A 20,086-nucleotide genomic window follows, 5' to 3' on the forward strand; every position below is an offset into this window, starting at 1 on the left:
TCAGCCAGCGCAGGTAGTCTTCCATGGTCCCCAGTTCGGACAGGCTGTTCAGGGCGCGCACCACGAAGAAGGCGTCGGGCAGCCAGCAATAGCGATAGTCCCAGTTGCGCTGGCTGCCCGGCGCCTCGGGCACGCTGGTGGTCATGGCGGCGATGATGGCGCCGGTGTCTTCAAAGACCGAGAGCTTCAGGGTGATGGCCGCGCGGATCACCGCATCCTGCCACTCCAGCGGCGTGGCCAGGGCGCGGCTCCAGTTTCGCCAATAGGCGGTGGTTTCCTGTTCGAAATCGCGCGCAGTGTCGTTGATGCCGCCGTGCAGGGTTTCGTCCGGGCCCAGGATGAAGTTATAGGGGCGGCTGACCACGAAGGCGGTCTCGTCCACGATGTAGCTGATCGGCGCATCGGTGTTCAGGCGCAGGGTCTGCTCGGGACCGACATAGCGGATGTGGTTGCTGCCGCGGGTCTGCGCGGGGATATCACGGCCCCAGTCGAAGCGCGGACGCAACACCACCCGCATGCGCGGCGCGCCGGAGAGCGGATGGATGCGGCGCACCAGCTGCAGCGGGCGGAAGAAGCGGCCACGGCTCTGGAAGCGCGGCGCCAGGTCGGTGATCTCGATGCCCTGCCCCAGCGTATCGTAGAGCCGGGTGCGCAGCACGGCGGTATTGGGTTCGTACCACTGCTCGCTGTGAGAGAAATTCTCCAGCTGGAAGGCCCACAGCGCGCCATTGTCGGTGGGGTCCAGCAAGGCATTGAAGACCGGGTCGCCATCAAAGCGCGGCAGGCAGCACCAGACGATGCGGCCCATCTTGTCCACCAGCGCCGAGAAGGCGCAGTTGCCGATCACCCCCAGGTCCAGCGAGGAGGTGGAGGGCATGTCGTGCGCCTGGGCGGCCAGGTGCGGCTGTTCGGAATGTTGGGTCTGCGAGTGCGGTTGCGGCTGCGCTTCCTGTTGCGGGTCGGGGCTGGGCTGGCTCATGGTTCCTCGTGCTCTGTTCTGTGGGTCAGATTTCTTGATGGAAGGCGATGATGGGCGCGTGCTGCGCCCGGGCGGTCATCCGCTGAGGCTGCGTGCGGGGATGGCCTCTCGCAGCAAGGCCAGCACCGCGGCCGGACCGGCCAGACGCTGCTGCGCCTGACTGGGGCCGGTACCGACCTTGATGCCCAGGCCGCCATAGGTCTCGGCCTGGGCGATGGCGAAGCCGGCTTCATCGGTCACGTCGTCACCGATGAAGACCGGGCGACGCCCGCGGAAAGGCGCTTCATGCAGGAATGCCGCCACCGCGTCACCCTTGTTGATGTGGGGCTTGGCCTCCACCACCATCTTGCCGTGCAGCATGGAAAAGCCGGGTTCGTGGCGCAGGGCGTCCATCATGGTTTCCACGCAGCGCTGCTCCAGGTGGGCGGCGTGCCGGTAGTGCAGCGCCAGCGCGCCGCGCTTGAGTTCCAGCTGCAGACCGGGATTGCCCTCCACCAGCGGCAGCAGGCGCTCGCGCAGGTGATGCACGTCCGGCACCGGCTGCTGGAGGATGCGGCCATCGGCGGTACGCCGTTCGGCGCCGTGCACGCCCGCGGCCGGCAGGCGCAACGGCGCCAGGAAGAAGTCGAGTTGGTCCAGGGGACGGCCGCTGACGATGGCCAGCGCGCCGTCCGATTCTTGTTGTAGTCGCTGCAACAGCGTGATCAGTTCCGGCGGCACCACGATCTCTTCGGGTTGTGGCGCCAGTTCGACCAGGGTGCCGTCGAAATCCAGAAACAACGCATCGGCAGCAAAATCGTAGGGGCGAGTTTGCTCAGTCATGTCATTTCAGGTTGATGGAAAGCAAATAAGTTCCGATAACCTCTCGAATTATTACTACTTTGACATCGAATTAATTCGAAAAGCCCGGCCGTAGACTCACTTTGACAGCACGGTTTGCATCAGTTCTTGCCGGCCCCGCAAAAAGAAAAACGGTCGCGCGGCAGAGCCGGGCGACCGTTTCAGGCAGGCAAGAAGAACTCAGGACTGGACCGTTCCCTCGGCCGGTGCCACGGCGATGGGGGCCACCGGTGCCAGCACCTGGGGCATGAGCGATCCGACCACCATGCCGCCGATGGAGAACAGCAGGCCGGCCAGTTGCGGCGGCCAGAGGCCTTCCGGGGCGGTGTATTCCAGCGTGATCCAGGACACCAGGCCCAGCACCATGGCCATCAATGCACCCTGGCGGGTGGCGCGCTGCCAGTAGACGCCGAAGGCCAGGGGCACGAAGGCCGCCACCAAGGTGACCTTGTAGGCGTTCTCGACCATTTCGTAGATGCTGGACTGGCTGTTCAGCGCCAGCGCGGTAACACCGATGGTGAAGACCAGCACCACGGCGCGCATGGTGAAGAGGAATTCACGGTCGTTCTTCCAGGGACGAATTTCCTTGAGCACGTTTTCGGTGAAGGTCACCGAGGGGGCCAGGAGGGTCGCGCTGGCGCAGCTCTTGATGGCCGACAAGAGGGCGCCGAAGAACATCACCTGGGCGAAGACCGGCATCTTTTCCATGATCAGGGTCGGCAGGACCAGCTGGGAATCGGTCTCCAGCAGGCGCGAGACCATGGCGGGGTCGATCAGCGTGGCCGAGTAGGCCAGGAAGATGGGAATGAAGACGAAGAAGAAATAGATCACGCCGCCCAGGATGGAGGCATTGCGGGCCACGTTTTCGTTCTTGGACGACATCACCCGCTGGAACACGTCCTGCTGCGGGATCGAGCCCAGCATCATGGTGATCCAGGCGGCGAAGAACCAAAGCACGTCCTTGAGCTCGGCGGCCGGCCAGAAATTGAACTTGCCGGCCTCGGCCGCATGCGCGATCACCACGCCGGGACCGCCGACCATGCCCGAGACTTCGTAGCCGATGTAGAGCATGCCGACCACCACGATGATCATCTGCAGGAAGTCGGTGATGGCCACGGCCCACATGCCGCCCATGAGGGTATAGATCAGCACGCTGCCGGCACCGATGATCATGCCCCAGTGCATGGGGATGTAGCCGCCCGAGACGACGTTGAAGACCAGGCCCAGGGCCTTGATCTGCGCGGCCACCCAGCCCAGGTAGGAAATGACGATACAGATCGTCACCAGCATCTCGGCAGCGCGGCCGAAGCGCTTCTTGTAGTAGTCGCCGATGGTCAGAAGATTCATCCGGTACAGGCGCTTGGCGAAGAAGACGCCGACCAGGATCAGGCACAGCGAAGAGCCGAAGGGATCGGCCACGATGCCGCCCAGGCCCTCCTTGAGGAAGGTGGAAGACACCCCCAGCACCGCTTCCGAACCGAACCAGGTCGCAAACACGGTCGCGGTCACCACCGACATCGGCAGCGAGCGGCCGGCGACGGCATAGTCCTTCGAACTCTTGACGTATCGGGTGGCATACAGACCGATGGCCACCGAGATGACCCAGTAGAGGACGACGAACCAGAGCAGTGCATTCATGCCTTTTTCCTTGCAGGGAAGGGAAGAAAAACGCGCATTATAGCGGCAAGTCAACGGCAAAAACCGTTCGCAAAACCGCTTGCGGCAAGACTTTTCATCTGTCGTGGGGGGACCACAGGCGGGCTTGCCGTCATGCGCCGACGGCCTTCAGGCAAGCAAGAATTGCTCCCGGCTGGCCGCGCCCCGTGAGGGCGGTACCGGCCGGGCCGTATCTGACAATCCAGACAATCCGGAAAGGGAGAGGGGAGGAAGAGGTGCTGCAGCGGCGCCGGCTCAGGCGCCTTCGTTATTGCGCTCGTAGGAGGGGCAGCCATTCTTGCCCCACTTGCCGTCGCATAGCTTCCACAGGCAGCTCTCGCGGGCGAACAGCGATAGCGCGCTGCATTGCTTGACCTGCTCGGCCAGGGACGGCGCGGCCGGAGCCACCACCGCTTCCGGGACTGCCACCGCCGCCTGGGCACGCTCGGCCTGGGCGCGGGCATTGGCCAGTTGTGCCTCGGCTTCACGCCGACGTTGCTCGCGCAGGGCCAGGGCGGCATCCTCGCGGCGATGGCGGGCCTCGGCGGCGGCGCGCTTCTGTGCCAGCAGACGCGCCTTTTCATCGGCTTCCTGCTGCAACTGGGCGATGGCGTCAGGTCCGGGTGCCTCCAGGCTGGCCGCTGCGCTGCTTTCTTCGACAGCCGGCTGGGCTGCGGCAGCAGGTGCTACCGGCGCGGGCCGGGAAAAGCTCGGCAATTGCGTCAGCATCGGCTTGAGCGAGCGTTGCGGCCATTGCGCACCCAGCCACAGGGCCAGGCCGATGATGGCCAGCGTCAACAGCGAGACCAGCAGGGCGCCACGGGTGGAGGCTGCCACCTGCGGTTCGCTGCGCGGGCCGCTGGGCGCCGGGCGGCGGCTCGCCTCGGGCTGCTCCTGTGTCACGCGTTCGGTGCGCATCGTGGGTTCCTCGCCGGCGGCGGTCACCACGGCGGCCGTGACGGCAGCTGCAGCCACGGCGGCGGCGGTGATATGCGAGGCGCGGACTTCCAACTCCTCGGCGCTGGGTGCAGTCGATGCTGCGGTGGATGTGGAGGCGCCAGGATGCGCAGGCGCCAGGTCGCCTTCGGCGCCCTCGCCGTGCACCCGCTTGTCGCGATCTCCCTCTGTGCGTTCCAGGACTTGCATGGAATTCCCCTGTGTTGCGCTACCGACCACCGTCCCGGTGGCATGGTCTTCTCCCTGTCGTCCTGTGGCCTGTTGGCTTGCCTGGTCTCCGGTGGCGCGTTGCTGCTCGCGCGCCAGGCTTGTCGAGATGCGTTATTTGTTCTTTGGACGGACGGCTATTTTGCGCCCAAATTTCTGAAAGGCAAAACAAAAATGCGGCTCTGCAAAAAATATCTGAGGCCCAGCACTGGCGCGTATTGCCGGCCGATCAATAAACGCTGTTGAAAAGGAAACGGCAGCCGCGTTTCCGGGGCTGCCGCTTATTGCCGCTTATTGGAACGACAACAAACTCAGTCGACGATCTTTTCCAGCGCAAACAGATCGGCCGGCTGCTCGCGCTGGCGGACCAGATGCACCTGCGTGCCATCGACCAGCACCTCGGCGGCGCGACCGCGGGTGTTGTAGTTGGAGGCCATGGTCATGCCGTAGGCGCCGGCCGACATCAGGGCCAGCAGGTCGCCTTCGCCAATGGCCAGCTCACGCGAGCGTGCCAGCCAGTCACCGGATTCGCAGACCGGACCGACCACATCATAGATGCGTGCCTGGCCGGCGTTCTCCTTGACGGTCTTCACGCCGTGCCAGGCTTCATACATGGCCGGGCGCATCAGATCATTCATGGCGGCGTCGACCACGGCGAAATTCTTGCCTTCGCCATGCTTGAGGTATTGCACCTCGGTCAGCAGCAGGCCGGCATTGCCGACTACCGAGCGGCCGGGTTCGAACATGACCTGGATCGGACGGCCGTCGTACTTGCTGGTGCGCCAGGCGTCGACCCGGGCGAACACGCGGGCCAGGTAGTCGCCGATGGCCACCGGTTGCTCGTCGTCGTAGCGGATGCCAATGCCGCCGCCGATGTCGAGGTGATGGATGTGAATGCCCTCGGACTCCAGCGTGTCGACCATGTCGATGACCTTGTCCAGCGCTTCCAGCAGCGGCGAGTCGTCCAGCAATTGCGAACCGATGTGGCAATCGATGCCGACCACCTCGATATTGGGCAGGGCGGCGGCGGCACGGTAGCAGTTCAGCGCATCTTCATAGGCCACGCCAAACTTGTTTTCCTTCAGGCCGGTGGAGATGTAGGGGTGGGTCTTGGCATCCACATTCGGGTTCACCCGCAGCGAGATGCGGGCGCGCTTGCCCAGGGCGCCGGCCACTTCGTTCAGGCGCGCCACCTCGGGGATGGATTCGACGTTGAAGCAGAGGATGTCATGTTCCAGGGCCAGCTTCATCTCGTCGCGGCCCTTGCCGACGCCCGAGAAGATCACCTTGCGGGCATCGCCGCCGGCGGCCACCACGCGCAGCAGCTCACCGCCGGAGACAATGTCGAAGCCCGAACCCAGACGACCCAGGAGGTTCAGCACCGCCAGGTTGGAGTTGGACTTGACCGAATAGCACACCAGCGCCCCACCCCTTGCATCATTGGCACCTTCGGCACGACCAGCCTTGCGGCAAGCGTCGGCATAGGCCGAGAAGTTCTCGACCAGGGCAGCCTTGGAATAGACGTAGAGCGGCGTACCGAACTGTTCGGCCAGCGCCTGCAGCGAAACCTGTTCGGCGTGCAGGGCGCCATTGCGGTAGGAAAAGTGGGACATGGATATCCGGGAAATCTGAAATCTGAACTGTTGGGGAATCCGGCGCCGACCGCGCTGGACGGGTTCGGCACCGCTTTGCGGCTGTTTTGCGATATTGCCTGCGCGGGCCCTCGGGGTCACGCAGCGGGAAGGCTTATTTGGCGGGGGCGTCAGTTGCCGCCGGGGTCACGTCGCCACCCTGCTGCGCGCCAGCCTTGGTGTCCGGCTGCGGGGCCGCCGGTTTGGGCTGGGTATGCGCAAACGGGTCGGGCGGCACCTTGGGCATGTACAGCGGGCCTTTCTGGCCGCAGCCGGCCAGCATCAAGGCGGCGGCGCAAAGGGCCAGGGAAGCTGCACGACGGACGGGAGAATAGTGTGACTTCACGATAAAATGTCGGATTACATCGAAATCTTAGAATGCCTTGGAGTGTAGCATGACCGAATCGGAATTCCTGGACCTGGCTGATGCCACCCTCAACGCCATCGAAACGGCGCTGGAAGACGCCTGCGACGCCAGCGAGCTGGACGTGGAATGCAGCCGCAGCGGCAATGTGCTGGAGATCGAGTGCATCGGCAATGGCTCCAAGATCATCATCAACAGCCAGGCCCCGATGCAGGAAATGTGGCTGGCAGCCCGTTCCGGCGGCTTCCACTACAAATTCGACGGCCAGCACTGGCTCAACACCCGTGACGGCAGCGAGTTTTATGCCACGTTGTCAGAAGTGGTCAGCAATCAGGCCGGCGTGCCGGTGACCCTGCAGCCCTGATGACCGACCAGTGCCGGGCCGCCGCCGTCGGTATCGGCAGTGGGCGGCACCTCGCTCGTCTGTGCGCAAGCCGGTGTTGCGCAGCGTTGAGTTCCTATCGTCTCCTTGTCCCCTTGCTCCCTTGACCAAGCCAGCCGCTTCCATGCGCCGTTCTTCCCTGCCCTCGCGGCAACATCCTGCTTTCCTGTTCCTGCAGCGCGGCCTGGCGCGCCTGCGCTGGATCCTGGTATTGACCGTGCTGGCGGTGGCCGCCGCCCTGGCACTGCCGCCGCTGGTGGCACGCTTCAACCATGACCACAGCCCGCAAGCCATGGCGGCCGAAAAGGATATGCAGGCCATTGCCAGCGGCCTGGACCGCTATCGCCAGGATAACGGCCGCTACCCCACCACCCAGCAGGGCATGCTGGCGCTGGTGATCAAGCCCACGCGGGCACCGGTGCCGGCCAACTGGGCCATCGGCGGCTACGTCGACCGCCTGCCACGCGACCCCTGGGGCAATTCCTATCAGTACGAGGCCGACGACGATGGCACCAGTTATTCGTTGTATTCCTTCGGCCAGGCCGGCCCGGATGGCGGTGCCGATGGCGAACAGGCCATCCACCTGCACTGAAGCCGAGCGCCCTCGCGCTTGGCCCTTTACCTGATTCCCTGATTTCCTGAATTACACGATGTGACCCTGCCCTCGCGGGCGGGCGCACTGGCCTTGTCATTCCCATTTGATGAGAGCACATGACAAGTATGCAGCTTTCTATTTACATCTTCTTACAATCATCATTTAATACGAATAATAATTATTCCTATTAATCGAACTCATTGTGAAGAATAAAATGAATTTCCGCCTGCATCCCTTGCACCTGGCCGTACTGGCCACCTGCTCCCTTTCCTCCCTGTCCTCCCTGGCCTGGGCGCAGGAATCCGCTTCTTCCCTGCCCGCCATCGAAGTCAGCGGTGCCCGCACCAATGACGGCTATGTGGCGCCGACCGCGGTCAGCGGCACCAAGAGCGAAGCTCCGCTGCGCGACGTGCCGCAGACCATCAACGTGGTGCCGGCCCAGGTGATCCGCGACCAGAATGCGGCCTCGCTGCAGGATGTCCTGAAAAACGTGCCCGGGCTGGGCCTGTCCACCGGCGACGGCCAGCGCGACCAGGTGTTCATCCGCGGCTTTACCGCCATCGGGGACCAGTTCGTGGATGGCTTCCGCGATGACGCGCTGTATTTCCGCGACCTGTCCAATGTGGAAAATGTGGAAGTGATCAAGGGTCCGGCCGCCGTGCTGTATGGCCGCGGCTCCTCTGGTGGCCTGATCAACCGCGTGAGCAAGAAGCCGGGTGTGGATATCAGCGACGTCGGCATCACCGCCAACAGCACCGCCGGTCGGCGCGCCGAGCTGGACCTGGGACGCGCTGCCGGCGACGGCGCGCTGTCCTGGCGCCTGACCGGCGCCGTAGAACGTGGCGACAGCTATCGCGCCCAGCAATTCATCGACCGCAAGGCCATCGCGCCCTCCCTGGCCCTGCGCTTCTCGGCCGATACCAAATTGCTGCTGCAGGCCGACTACCTGGAAGACCGGCGCGTCATGGACTTCGGCATCCCGTCCTATCGCGGACGTCCGGTGGCGGTGGACCCCGGCACCTACTTCGGTGCGCGCAATGCCCGCGACGCCGACTTCGTGCAGTCACGCGTGGCGTCCACCACGGCGACCTTCACGCACCGGTTCAACGACGAGTTTTCCTTCCGCAACGGCCTGCGCTATTACGATTACCACCTCAACCGCAACAACACCAACATCAACGGCAACGTCAACGAAACCAACGGCACCATGGCCCTGAACCATGCCAAGCTGGTGCGCGATGAAAACGGCTGGTTCAACCAGAGCGAGCTGACGCAGAAGCTGACGCTGGGCCAGACCCGTCATGAAATCCTCTATGGGGTGGAGGTGGGCAGCCAGAGCAAGGACGCCGCTACCTACGGCGGCGTGGCCGTGGCAGGTGGCACCTCGGGCGTGGCGCCGGTCTCAATCTTCAATCCGGTGCTGCCGCTGGTCAATCCTGACCGTGTGACCGCGCCATCGCTGACCTACGGCACCTATGACACCTTTGCCGCCTATCTGCAGGACAGCATCACCCTCAATGCGCAGTGGAAGGCACTGGTCGGTCTGCGCCACGACAGCTTCCGCCAGCAGGCCAGGCTGGTGTCGGCCGCCGGCGTGCCCAGCAACCTGTCGCGCACCGATACCGCCTACAGTCCGCGCGCCGGCCTGGTGTGGCAACCCAGCGAGACGCAATCCTATTACCTCTCGTGGAGCCGCTCCTTCCAGCCCTCGGGCGAGAACTTCGCACTGGCCACCAACAACGCCGACCTGGCACCGGAAAACACGCGCAATACCGAGGTCGGTGCCAAATATGATTTCTGGGAAGGACGCGCCAGCGCCACCGTGTCGGTGTTCCGACTGGAGCGCGACAACATCAAGTCGACCCTGCCCAACAATACGATCGTGCCGGTCGGCAAGCAGCGCACCGATGGCGCCGAATTCACCTTCAGTGCCGACCTCAAGCAGGGCTGGAAACTGCTGGCCGGATACGCCTACCTGGATGCGGTGATCACCGAGTCATCCTCCTTCGACACCAGCGTCACGGCGGCCGGCAATGTCCCCTTCAAGGGCAAGAATGCCACCCTGACGCCGCGTCACAGCGCCAACCTGTGGCTGACCAAGGAACTGGGCGAGGGCTTCATCGTCGGCGGTGGCGCCAATGCCGTGGGGGCGCGCTTCGCCAACCCGGGCAACACCGTCACCCTGCCCGGCTACGTGACCGCCGATGCGATGGCGGCCTACCGCACGGCCCGCTATGAGCTGCAACTGAACGTCGGCAATATCTTCAACACCGGCTACATCATCTCCGGCCACGGCAGCAGCCCCAACCTGAGCCTGCCGGGCGCCCCGCGCAACGTCGCGCTGAGCCTGCGCTACCACATGTAGGCGTAGCGCAAGCACATCGCCTCAGGCGGCTTCGGGAAAGGCGGTACGCAGGCGGTACTGGCGCTGACGATAATTGCCTTCCGGGCCACTGAAGCCGCAGTCGACGTCGCCGAACAGGCGACTGACGCGGTTGATCGCAGCGCGCTGCGCCTCGCTTTGCACCGCGATCAGGCGCCGCTTGCTGCGGGCATGATGGGCACAGATGTCGACCACCAGACAGTGGCCGTAATCGGCCTGCTTGATGTCGATGAGCAGCGCTTCCGGCTTGGTCAGGCCGAAGATGGCCGCCAGTTCGATGCGGGCACTCAGGAAGGGGTTGCTATTGCGCAGCCGCTCGCTCAACTGCGCACGCGCCTGCACCGCCCAGTCCTGCGCATCTTCCTGCGCCTGGAACGGCAGCAGCGCCTCGGCCGATTCCGCATCACCGCGGGCGGCAGCCTGTTGCCACCAGTACAGGGCCTTGACGTCATGCATGGGGTCGTCGCGGCGATTGCGCCAGAAGATGTGCGCCAGCTCCGCCTGCGCCTCGGTCAGGCCGGCCTCGGCCGCCTTTTCCAGATATTGCTGCGCCACCTGCAGATTGCGCTGCGAATAGATGGAGCGCGAATAGATGCGTGCCAGCGCATGCCAGGCCGGCGCACTGCCGCCTTCTCCCGCGAGCACCAGCCAGTGCAGGGCTTTCTTGAAGTTGGCCAGGCCCTGTTCCATGAACACGCGCTGTCCCTGGCGGTCGATCTTGGCGCACAGCAGGCCCAGTTCCAGCCGCGCCTCGTTCTCGCCGGCCACGGCGGCCAGTTCGAACAGGCGCATCAATTCCTGCAGATCGGGTTGCGCCGCACGCGCCTGCCATTGGCCGTAGCGCAGCAGCAGCGTGGCCTCCTCGGGGCTCAACTGCACCAGGCCGGTGGCATCGGATTCCTTCTCCAGCTGGCCGACGGCAGCGCTATTGCGCTCCGTCAGTCGCTGCACCAGTGGCCGTGCGCCACGTGCAAAGGCCTCGCCCTCCCCCTGTTGCCAGGCCTTGTCGAGCAGGGCGTACTGGGCCTGCTCGATACCGGCGCGGGCGGCTTCCTGCATCAGCCGTTCTTCGACTGCCGAGGAGGCCGCACCCGGCACCACCGGTTGGCCGTGACGCTGCATCTGCTGCGCCAGCAGCCACTGCGCCTGGTGATCATCGCGACTGGCCAGCAGGGAGAGCGCGGCAATGGCGCGCGCATGGGCATTGCTGTCGAACTGATCGGTATGCTCCAGCACCAGCCGGGCAAAGATCAGGCCGGCTTGCGGTACGCCGGCCTCGAAGGCCTTTTCGTACCAGACCGCGGCCTCCTGGGGCGAGGACAGGTCCTTGACCTGCTCATAGGTGATGTTGCGGCCGATGATCATCCAGGCATCGTCCACGCCTTGCTGCGCGGCGCGGCGCAGCCAATAGAACGCAGTGCCCTTGCTGCGCGGCAGACCGCTGCCGCCATTGAGATAACGTCGACCCAGAGCCAGTTGTGCGCGCGATTCTCCGGCACGGGCCGCCTTGATGACTGCCAGCTCTTCTCTTGTGGCCATGTTGCTTCCTTTCTGTTGCGCTTGCGACTGCAAACAAAATCCGGGAAAAAGAAATCCCCTCCGGCGCAGAAAGCTGCGTCGGTTCCGAATGCACCAAAAACTTAGAAATTGATGCCGCTATCAGAGCGTGAAGGGAGATGCTGCAAGCGACACTTCATCAGACATGAGGTCGGGAGGTGATTCCTGCAAGCATCAAAATGTATGGCGAATATTAGAGCAGTGCGGCGCGGAAAAGTGCGCAAACAGGAAGGCTTATTACGCTTTCTTTACAGTCATCAAGATCGGCTACCAGTCAGGGTTTCGTCAGGATTTGGCGATGTAAAGGCGAGTATTTTGCGGCACAACAAACGGGGTTTCCGGGCCACCTGCAGCCCTCCTGTGGAAAGCGAAACCGAGTCGAATGCGAAGCAAACATGATGTTTTTACGACCTGATTTTTATTGTTGCAAAATGTAAGAAACAGAAACAGAAAACTAACAAAAGCGAAATCGTCGAAAAGCATGAAAAAAGCGCCGCATGAAACTCATGCGGCGCTTTGATTACTGCTATTACTGCTAGTCCGATTGTGGATCGGCAGGCGTCGTCAAAGTCGACGACGCTGCTCATTCACATTAGAACTTGTGGCGGATACCCACGGCGACGGCGCCTTGGTTGCCATCGTTACCGGTGCTGTCGGAGACGCCCGGATTGACCAGATCGCTAGCCTTGGTGTAAGCCAGGAAGGCGTACAGGTCGGTACGCTTGGACAGCCAGTAGTCGGTACCCAGGCTGACCTGGGTCAGCTTGGCCTTGTTATCCACGCCGTCGAAGGTGGCACGGGTGTGGTCCACGGCCGCCAGCAGCTTCAGCGATGGGGTCAAGGAATAAGCGGTACCGATTTCGTAGATGTCAGCCTTGTTGGAACGGGCCAGCGTACGGTTGGTCACGGTGGTCAGCGAGCCCACGCCGATGGCGGTGAGGTTGGCCTGGGTGTTCAGGTCTTGCTTCACGCGCGAGTAGTTACCGTACACGCGTGCCGGACCGAACTGGTAGGACGCTGCCACGTTCAGGACCTTCTGAGCTGTGCTACCAGCGTTGGCCGACAGGGTGTTGACGCTGGCGGTAGTCGAGGTTGCCGGGATCAGCGAAACGTCAGACGGGGTCGAACCAGCCTTGGACTGGTAGTAGTTGATGCCCAGACCCAGAGGACCGTTGTCGTACTTGCCGCCAACGCCGAAGGATTGACCGGCGGAGGTCTGGCCAGCGGTCTCGCCGAAGCCGTACATCAGGTTACCGGTGAAGCCGCTCAGGTTGGTCGTGGTGTAGCTGATCGAGTTGTTGGTACGGGTGCCTTGCAGGCGATCCAGACCGGAACCGGAGTTGTTGACCCAGCCACCGAAGTCTTGCACGGCGGTGTAAGCCGAGATGGTGTCAGCGAAGTCGGTTTGACGACCCAGCAGGACGGTACCGAAGTTACCAGCCAGACCGACCACCGACTTGCGGCGGAACAGGTTGGAACCGGTGGTGGCGTCGGAACCTTGCAGGCCGCCGGTGTCATTGCTGAAGCCAGCTTCCAGGTTGAAGACTGCGGACAGACCGCCACCCAGATCTTCAGCACCCTTGAAGCCGATGCGCGAACCTTGGATGATGCCCGAGTTCAGACCGAACTTGGAGCCGGTGCCGCCGTTGGCGGTAGCAACCTTGCTTTGGTAGACAACACCGGTATCGACGATACCGTAGATCGTGACGGAGCTTTGCGCTTGTGCTGCGCCTGCGAACGCGCCCAGAACGGCGAGTGCCAGCAGAGATTTTTTCATGTGACGTCCTTCTCTAAAAATAGTCTTGAGGATCCGCACTTGCAGTCGGATGGACAGACATTAATGCTTCTCGTCGCGCATGACTGCACCTTGGTCGATACAAGTCATTTTTTAGACGGGAGCGAAAGATTGAAATGGCAATTGTTGTATTTTTTTATCGCCTCATCTGGCATTGCGCAGCTGCTTCTCATCTGCAAGCGCACCGCGCCAATGAAAAAAGCGCCGGCATTTCTACCGGCGCTCTCATCAAAATCTAACATTTTGATACATCTTCCCTGCAGCCCTGCAGTGGCTGGTCAATCCTTGTCATTACCGCCCAGTTTGCTCTGCAGTTCGGCCTTCAACTGCTGCCGTTGGGCCGATGCATTCTTGCGATGCGGACCCGCACCACCGGCGCGCTGCTGGGCTGCCAAGGCAACCGGATTGCGCGGGCGGGACTGCGACGGTTCGACCCGAAAACTTAGTTTCTGCCGTGTTCCCAATGTCTTGTTGGCCATCGCAAGCTCCCGCGCGTTTTATCCAATTTCTACAGGACGTAGCGCGACATGTCTTCGTCCACCGCGAGCTCACCGAGGCGTTCGTTGACATAGTCACCGTCGATCATGAGCCCGTCCACACCGGCCTCGCCGGCCGTGAAGGAAATTTCTTCCAGCAGTTTTTCCATCACCGTATAGAGCCGTCGGGCACCGATGTTTTCTGTCTTTTCATTGACCGTGTGCGAAATCTCGGCCAGGCGCTTGATGCCGCTGTCGGCAAATTCGATCTTCACGCCTTCGGTGGCCAGCAGGGCTTCGTATTGCTTGGTGAGGCAGGCATCGGTGCCGGTCAGGATGCGTTCGAAATCGGCGATCGACAGCGAATCCAGCTCCACCCGGATCGGGAAGCGACCCTGCAGTTCCGGGATCAGGTCCGACGGCTTGGACAGATGGAAGGCACCGGAGGCGATGAAGAGGATGTGATCCGTCTTGACCATGCCGTACTTGGTATTGACGGTCGTACCTTCCACCAGCGGCAGCAGGTCGCGCTGCACTCCGGCACGCGAGACATCGGCGTTGCCGTTCTGCGAGCGGGTGGCGATCTTGTCGATCTCGTCGAGGAAGACGATACCGTTCTGCTCGACGTTGGTGATGGCCTTCAGCTTGAGCTCTTCATCGTTGACCAGCTTGGCGGCTTCCTCGTCGATCAGCAGCTTCATGGCTTCCTTGATCTTGATCTTGCGCGCCTTCTTGCGCTGGTTGCCCATGCCCGAGAACATTGACTTGATCTGCTCGGTCATTTCTTCCATGCCCGGCGGCGCCATGATTTCCATGGTGGGCGCAGCATCGTTCAATTCCAGCTCGATCTCACGATCATCCAGTGCACCTTCGCGCAGACGCTTGCGGAAAGTCTGGCGGGTGGTGTTCTTGTCGTCCTTCTCGCCACTGTTGCCATTCTCGGAGGTGAATCCGAAATCGCGTGCCGGCGGCAGCAGCACGTCCAGGATGCGGTCTTCAGCGGCGTCCTCGGCGCGGGTGCGTACCTTGCGGGTTTCGACTTCGCGGGTCTGCTTGATGCCGATGTCGACCAGGTCGCGAATGATGGTATCGACATCACGACCGACGTAACCGACCTCGGTAAATTTGGTCGCCTCGATCTTGATGAAGGGCGCATCGGCCAGCTTGGCCAGGCGGCGCGCGATCTCGGTCTTGCCCACGCCGGTGGGGCCGATCATGAGGATGTTCTTGGGCGTGATCTCGTGGCGCAGCGGCTCCTCGATCTGCTGGCGACGCCAGCGGTTGCGCAGCGCGATGGCCACCGCGCGCTTGGCGCGGGCCTGGCCGACGACGTGCTTGTCGAGTTCGGAGACGATTTCCTTGGGGGTCATGTTCATGGTGGTGATCTTTTCGCTGTGACGGTTCATCAGGAGAGCGGGCGCGGTGTGATACCGGGGCCGGGGCTTAATCCAGCCTTAATCCAGCGTCTCGATGATGTGGTTCAGGTTGGTGTAGATGCACAGCTCGCCGGCGATGGTGAGCGATTTCTTGACGATCTCGGCCGGGGTCAGCTCGGTGTTCTCATACAGGGCCTTGGCAGCCGATTGCGCGTAGCTGCCGCCGGAACCGATGGCGCCGATGCCATCGTTGGGTTCCAGCACATCGCCGTTGCCGGTGATGACCAGGGTGGTGTCGCGGTCGGCACACAGCAGCATCGCTTCCAGGCGGCGCAGCATGCGGTCGGTACGCCAGTCCTTGGCCAGTTCGACCGAGGCACGCATGAGGTTGCCCTGGTGTTTTTCCAGCTTGGCTTCGAACAGGTCCAGCAGGGTGAAGGCGTCAGCCGTGCCGCCGGCGAAACCGACCAGGACCTTGCCGTGATAGAGCTTGCGCACCTTGCGCGCACTGCCCTTCATGACGATGTTGCCAAGCGTCACCTGGCCGTCGCCGCCCAGCGCGACCTGGTTGCCGCGACGGACGGAAAGGATGGTGGTGCCGTGAAATTGTTCCATGCTTGCCTCTGTTCAATATATGCGTAGGTGCTGCGGGGCAGGCCTGGCCGCCCCACGTCCTGTCGAGATGGGGCTGGCCGTGCCGATTGCAAGACATTCCGGCCGCGCACCACCCGCAGGGGGGAGCAATATTGTACGCCGGCAAGAAAAACGGGCGCCGGGACACAAGGTCCGGGCGCCCGTCTCAGCGGATGGGACGACTCCGCTACGCGGAGGGTAGGCTTACACCGAGATCGTCATCAGGCTGGCATTGCCGCCGGCGGCCGTGGTGTTGACGCACAGCGCGCGCTCGGCCAGCAGGCGCCACAACGGGATGGCCGTATCTTCGCTGCACAGGATCAGCGGCACCAGCGCGCCGTCCCGCTGCGCCAGGCTGGCACGCCAGGCGGTGGCATGGTGGCTGTCCACCAGCGCCGCCTGCAGCGCTTCGCCATCGAGGCGGGCAGCACGACGGATAGCGCCGCGCACCGGGGCCGGCAAGCCGGCCGGCAGCAGCGCCGCGGTGGCCTCGTCGACCAGCACGGTGTTGCCGGTGGCGAAGGCGGCGGCCAGCTGGTTGAGCAGGGTACCCACGCTGGCGGCCACGCACAGCACCAGGCCACGCGGGGCGAAGGCCAGGGTATTGCGCTCGCCGGTGGGGCCGGGCAGCACCAGGCTGCGCTGCAGCAGGCTGTCGCGGTGATAGCGCTCGCCGCTGGCGGCCAGGCGTTCATGGCCGTGCGTGCGGGCCCAATCCAGCAGGCTGTCCAGCAAGGCGTTGGGGACCGCCGTGGGCTGGGCGCGGGTCAGTTCTTCATGCAGCTGCGCATTGCGTTGCAGGCGCTTCAGATAGAGCGGGCCACCGGCCTTGGGACCGGTGCCGGACTTGCCTTCACCGCCGAAGGGCTGGACCCCGACCACGGCACCGACGATGTTGCGGTTGACGTAGATGTTGCCGACATGGGCGCGCTGGGCGACGAAATCGATGGTCTCGTCGATGCGGGAATGCACGCCCAAAGTCAGGCCGTAGCCGGTGGCATTGATGGCGTCGATCAACTGCGGCAGGGCATCGCGCCGATAGCGCAGCACGTGCAGCACGGGGCCGAAGACTTCGCGCTGCAGTTGCGCCAGGTCGTCGATCTCGATCACGGTCGGCGGCACGAAGGTACCGTGCTGGCAGGCCGGGTCCAGCGGCAGCTGGTGCACTGAACGGGCGCTGCCGCGCATGCGCTCGATGTGGGCCAGCAGGTTCTGCTGGGCTTCGGCATCGATGACCGGGCCGATGTCGGTGGAGAGGCGATCCGGACGGCCCACGCGCAGCTCGGCCATGGCGCCCTTCAGCATTTCCAGGGTACGGTCGGCGATGTCTTCCTGCAGGCACAGCACGCGCAGTGCCGAGCAACGCTGGCCGGCGCTGTCGAAGGCCGAGGACAGCACGTCCTGCACCACCTGTTCGGCCAGGGCGGACGAATCGACGATGAGCGCGTTCTGACCGCCGGTCTCGGCGATCAGCGGCACTTCGCCGTGTTCGCCGCTGCCATCGCCATCGTCATGCGAGCGCTTGGCCAGGGTGCGGTTGATCAGTTGCGCCACTTCGGTGGAGCCGGTGAAGATCACGCCCTTGACGCGCACGTCCGAGGTCAGGGCTGCGCCCACGGTCTCGCCACGGCCCGGCAGCAGTTGCAGCGCGGCGCGCGGGATACCGGCCTCGTGCAGCAGTTGCACGGCACGATGGGCGATCAGGGCGGTCTGCTCGGCCGGCTTGGCCAGTACCACGTTGCCGGCGGCCAGCGCAGCACTGACCTCGCCGATGAAGATGGCCAGCGGGAAATTCCACGGGCTGATGCACACCACCGGTCCCCAGGCCAGGACGTTGCCGTCATGGCGCGAAGCGATGGCGTAGTAGCGCAGGAAGTCCACCGCCTCGCGCACTTCGGCAATCGCATTGGGCAGCGACTTGCCGGCTTCGCGCACGGCCAGGGCCATCAGTTCGGCGATGTTGGCTTCCAGCAGGTCGGCACCGCGTTCCAGCATGGCGGCACGCTCGGCGGCGGGGATGGATTGCCATTGCGGCGCATAGGCAGTGGCGGCGGTCAACGCGGTATCGACATCGGCGACCGTGGCTTCGATCACCTGCCCCACCACTTCGCGATGGTCGGCTGGATTGCGCACTGGCTGTGCAGCCTGCGCGGCAATCTCGCCGGCCACCAGCGGCGCGGCCTGCCACTGGCGGCCAGCCATGTCCGCAAAGGCCTGGTCCAGCTGTTGCAGGCGGCTTTCGTTGGAGAGGTCGATGCCGGCTGAGTTCGTGCGTTCCTCGCCATACAGGCGCTGCGGCACGGCGATGGCCGGGTGCGGCAGGCCGCCCTGGGCGCGCACGGTCTCGATGGGGTCGGCCACCAGGCTATCCAGCGAGACCGCTTCATCAACGATCTGGTTGACGAAGGAAGAGTTGGCGCCGTTCTCCAGCAGGCGGCGCACCAGGTAGGCCAGCAGGGTCTGGTGCGAACCGACCGGGGCGTAGATGCGGCAGGCCTTGCCCAGATTGTCGGCACCAACCACCTGGTCGTACAGGGTCTCGCCCATGCCATGCAGGCACTGGAATTCGTAGTTGTCGATCTGGTGCTGTTTGGCCCAGTGGTAGATGGCCGACAGGGTCAGCGCGTTGTGCGTGGCGAACTGCGGATAGATCACGTCAGTCGCGGCCAGCAGCTTTTGCGCGCAGGTCAGGTAGGAAAGATCGGTGTGCACCTTGCGGGTATAGACCGGATAGCCTTCCAGGCCATCGACCTGGGCGCGCTTGATCTCGCTATCCCAGTAGGCACCCTTGACCAGGCGGATCATCAGGCGGCGACCATGACGGCGCGCCAGGTCGACCAGGTAGTCGATGACGAAGGGGCAGCGCTTCTGGTAACCCTGCACCACGAAGCCCAGGCCCTCGAAGCCGGCCAGGTCGGGATCGGCGACCAGCACTTTCATCATGTCCAGCGACAGCTCCAGGCGGTCGGCCTCTTCGGCGTCGATGTTCAGGCCGATGTCGTATTGCTTGGCCAGCAGCAGCAACTGCTTCAGGCGCGGCAGCAGTTCCCCCATCACGCGGGCGTGCTGGGCGCGCGAATAGCGCGGGTGCAGGGCCGACAGCTTGACCGAGATGCCCGGGCCGTCCTTGATGCCACGGCCGTTGGAGGCGCGGCCAATCGCGTGGATGGCCTGCTCGTAGGACTGGTAGTAGGCATCGGCATCGTGCATGGTCAGGGCCGCTTCGCCCAGCATGTCGTAGGAGTAGCGATAGCCGCGCTTTTCATTGTCACGGCTGTTCTCCAGCGCTTCTTCGATGGTCTGGCCGGTCACGAACTGGTTGCCCAGCATGCGCATGGCCAGGTCCACGCCCTTGCGGATCAGGGGCTCGCCCCCCTTGCCGATCAGGCGGGTGATGGCCTGGGTCAGGCCGCTTTCGCTGCTGGTGGACACCAGCTTGCCGGTGATCAGCAGGCCCCAGGTGGCGGCATTGACGAACAGCGAAGGCGATTCACCCAGGTGCTTGCGCCAGTCGCCCTTGCTGATCTTGTCGGCGATCAGGCGGTCAGCGGTCTGGCGATCGGGGATGCGCAGCAGCGCCTCGGCCAGGCACATCAGCGCCACGCCTTCTTCCGAGGACAGCGAGAACTCGTGCATCAGCGCGTCCACACCGGACGAGCGGGTGCGCTTCTCGCGCACCTGCTGCACCAGTTTCCGGGCCAGTTGCTGGGTCGACTCCTTCCAGGACGGGTCGCCCTGGACCTGCTGCAACAGCCATTGCACGGCCTCGCGCTCATCGCGACGGTAGGCGGCGGTGATGGCGGCGCGCAGGGGGCTGGGAGCGGGCAGCAGCTCGGCGTGGAAGGCGCCGAAAGGCAGGCTGGAAGCAGTGGCCGCAGGCGCGGCAGAGGTGACGGTAGTCATGGTCTGGAGTTCAGGATGGGAAGGATTTTGGCAACCGGATTCTATGTGCTAAAGACCAATATTAATTCTGTATTTCAGTTAAATAGCCAATATTTAATTCTGTATTTAATAAATTAACCAACTTTAATTTTCCACAGAAGCCCGGAACAAGCGCAACATCCAGACCGGCCGCGCCTGTGCAGGCGACGCGGCCGGGAGCATGAAAAAACGCCGCAGACCTTGCGGCATGCGGCGTTTTGCTGACATCGGTGTCACCGGCGCGACAGACTGGTCCGGATCAACCCTCACCCAGGTAAGCCGCCTTGACCCGTGGATCATCCAGCATCTGCTTGGCCTCGCCTTCCATGGTGAT

16 protein-coding genes are annotated in these 20,086 nt (G+C 63.5%); 3 read left to right on the plus strand and 13 right to left on the minus strand.

Annotated elements, in window-relative coordinates:
• From HWE04_RS23920 to lptM, 6 genes are all read right to left on the minus strand, one after another.
• On the minus strand, positions 1 to 979 hold a 979-nt coding region (locus HWE04_RS23920), incomplete at its 3' end, for a glycoside hydrolase family 15 protein (RefSeq protein ID WP_241813893.1).
• 75 nt (positions 980 to 1,054) lie between these two features.
• Positions 1,055 to 1,801 (minus strand): trehalose-phosphatase, encoded by a 747-nt coding sequence (otsB, locus tag HWE04_RS23925; RefSeq protein WP_077235879.1) that lies wholly within the window; start codon positions 1,799 to 1,801, stop codon positions 1,055 to 1,057.
• A gap of 198 nt (positions 1,802 to 1,999) precedes the next feature.
• Complete coding sequence (locus HWE04_RS23930) at positions 2,000 to 3,457, minus strand: sodium:solute symporter family protein (RefSeq protein ID WP_077235881.1); 1,458 nt, start codon at positions 3,455 to 3,457, stop codon at positions 2,000 to 2,002.
• 273 nt (positions 3,458 to 3,730) lie between these two features.
• Positions 3,731 to 4,621 carry a phage tail protein gene (locus tag HWE04_RS23935; RefSeq protein WP_241813894.1) on the minus strand — a complete coding sequence of 297 codons (891 nt, stop codon included), beginning with the start codon at positions 4,619 to 4,621 and terminating at the stop codon, positions 3,731 to 3,733.
• 329 nt (positions 4,622 to 4,950) lie between these two features.
• Complete coding sequence (gene lysA / locus HWE04_RS23940; protein WP_241813895.1) at positions 4,951 to 6,252, minus strand: diaminopimelate decarboxylase; 1,302 nt, start codon at positions 6,250 to 6,252, stop codon at positions 4,951 to 4,953.
• Positions 6,253 to 6,385: 133 nt separating this feature from the next.
• A complete protein-coding gene (gene lptM, locus HWE04_RS23945) occupies positions 6,386 to 6,616 on the minus strand; it encodes an LPS translocon maturation chaperone LptM (protein WP_077235884.1) in 231 nt (76 codons plus the stop codon).
• A gap of 49 nt (positions 6,617 to 6,665) precedes the next feature.
• Between lptM and cyaY the strand changes: the two genes are divergently transcribed.
• The 3 genes from cyaY (at position 6,666) to HWE04_RS23960 (ending at position 9,976) form a co-directional block, all read left to right on the plus strand.
• Positions 6,666 to 6,998, plus strand: a complete 333-nt coding sequence (gene cyaY, locus HWE04_RS23950; protein ID WP_241813896.1) for an iron donor protein CyaY — start codon at positions 6,666 to 6,668, stop codon at positions 6,996 to 6,998.
• A gap of 142 nt (positions 6,999 to 7,140) precedes the next feature.
• The gene (gspG, locus tag HWE04_RS23955; protein ID WP_006464144.1) at positions 7,141 to 7,608 is read left to right on the plus strand and encodes a type II secretion system major pseudopilin GspG; all 468 of its coding nucleotides are present in this window, start codon (positions 7,141 to 7,143) and stop codon (positions 7,606 to 7,608) included.
• A gap of 217 nt (positions 7,609 to 7,825) precedes the next feature.
• Positions 7,826 to 9,976 carry a TonB-dependent receptor gene (locus tag HWE04_RS23960; protein WP_241813897.1) on the plus strand — a complete coding sequence of 717 codons (2,151 nt, stop codon included), beginning with the start codon at positions 7,826 to 7,828 and terminating at the stop codon, positions 9,974 to 9,976.
• Between the two features lie 21 nt (positions 9,977 to 9,997).
• Here the strand turns inward: HWE04_RS23960 and HWE04_RS23965 are convergent, their stop codons facing one another.
• From HWE04_RS23965 to HWE04_RS24620, 7 genes are all read right to left on the minus strand, one after another.
• Positions 9,998 to 11,533 carry a tetratricopeptide repeat protein gene (locus HWE04_RS23965; RefSeq protein ID WP_077235888.1) on the minus strand — a complete coding sequence of 512 codons (1,536 nt, stop codon included), beginning with the start codon at positions 11,531 to 11,533 and terminating at the stop codon, positions 9,998 to 10,000.
• A gap of 610 nt (positions 11,534 to 12,143) precedes the next feature.
• A complete protein-coding gene (locus tag HWE04_RS23970; RefSeq protein ID WP_241813898.1) occupies positions 12,144 to 13,328 on the minus strand; it encodes a porin in 1,185 nt (394 codons plus the stop codon).
• A gap of 296 nt (positions 13,329 to 13,624) precedes the next feature.
• A complete protein-coding gene (locus HWE04_RS23975) occupies positions 13,625 to 13,825 on the minus strand; it encodes a hypothetical protein (RefSeq protein ID WP_039875846.1) in 201 nt (66 codons plus the stop codon).
• A gap of 29 nt (positions 13,826 to 13,854) precedes the next feature.
• Positions 13,855 to 15,198, minus strand: coding sequence for an ATP-dependent protease ATPase subunit HslU (hslU, locus tag HWE04_RS23980; protein ID WP_241813900.1), 1,344 nt, complete (start codon positions 15,196 to 15,198; stop codon positions 13,855 to 13,857).
• 78 nt (positions 15,199 to 15,276) lie between these two features.
• Positions 15,277 to 15,813 (minus strand): ATP-dependent protease subunit HslV, encoded by a 537-nt coding sequence (gene hslV / locus HWE04_RS23985; RefSeq protein ID WP_006464149.1) that lies wholly within the window; start codon positions 15,811 to 15,813, stop codon positions 15,277 to 15,279.
• A 222-nt stretch (positions 15,814 to 16,035) separates the two neighbouring features.
• On the minus strand, positions 16,036 to 19,734 hold the full coding sequence (putA, locus tag HWE04_RS23990; RefSeq protein ID WP_241813899.1) for a trifunctional transcriptional regulator/proline dehydrogenase/L-glutamate gamma-semialdehyde dehydrogenase: 3,699 nt from the start codon (positions 19,732 to 19,734) through the stop codon (positions 16,036 to 16,038).
• A 277-nt stretch (positions 19,735 to 20,011) separates the two neighbouring features.
• Positions 20,012 to 20,080, minus strand: coding sequence for an ABC transporter ATP-binding protein C-terminal domain-containing protein (locus HWE04_RS24620; RefSeq protein ID WP_413445824.1), 69 nt, complete (start codon positions 20,078 to 20,080; stop codon positions 20,012 to 20,014).
• Positions 20,081 to 20,086: the final 6 nt, after the last annotated feature.

This window comes from Herbaspirillum sp. C7C2 (assembly GCF_022627865.1).
In the GTDB taxonomy this organism is placed as follows: domain Bacteria; phylum Pseudomonadota; class Gammaproteobacteria; order Burkholderiales; family Burkholderiaceae_D; genus Herbaspirillum; species Herbaspirillum frisingense.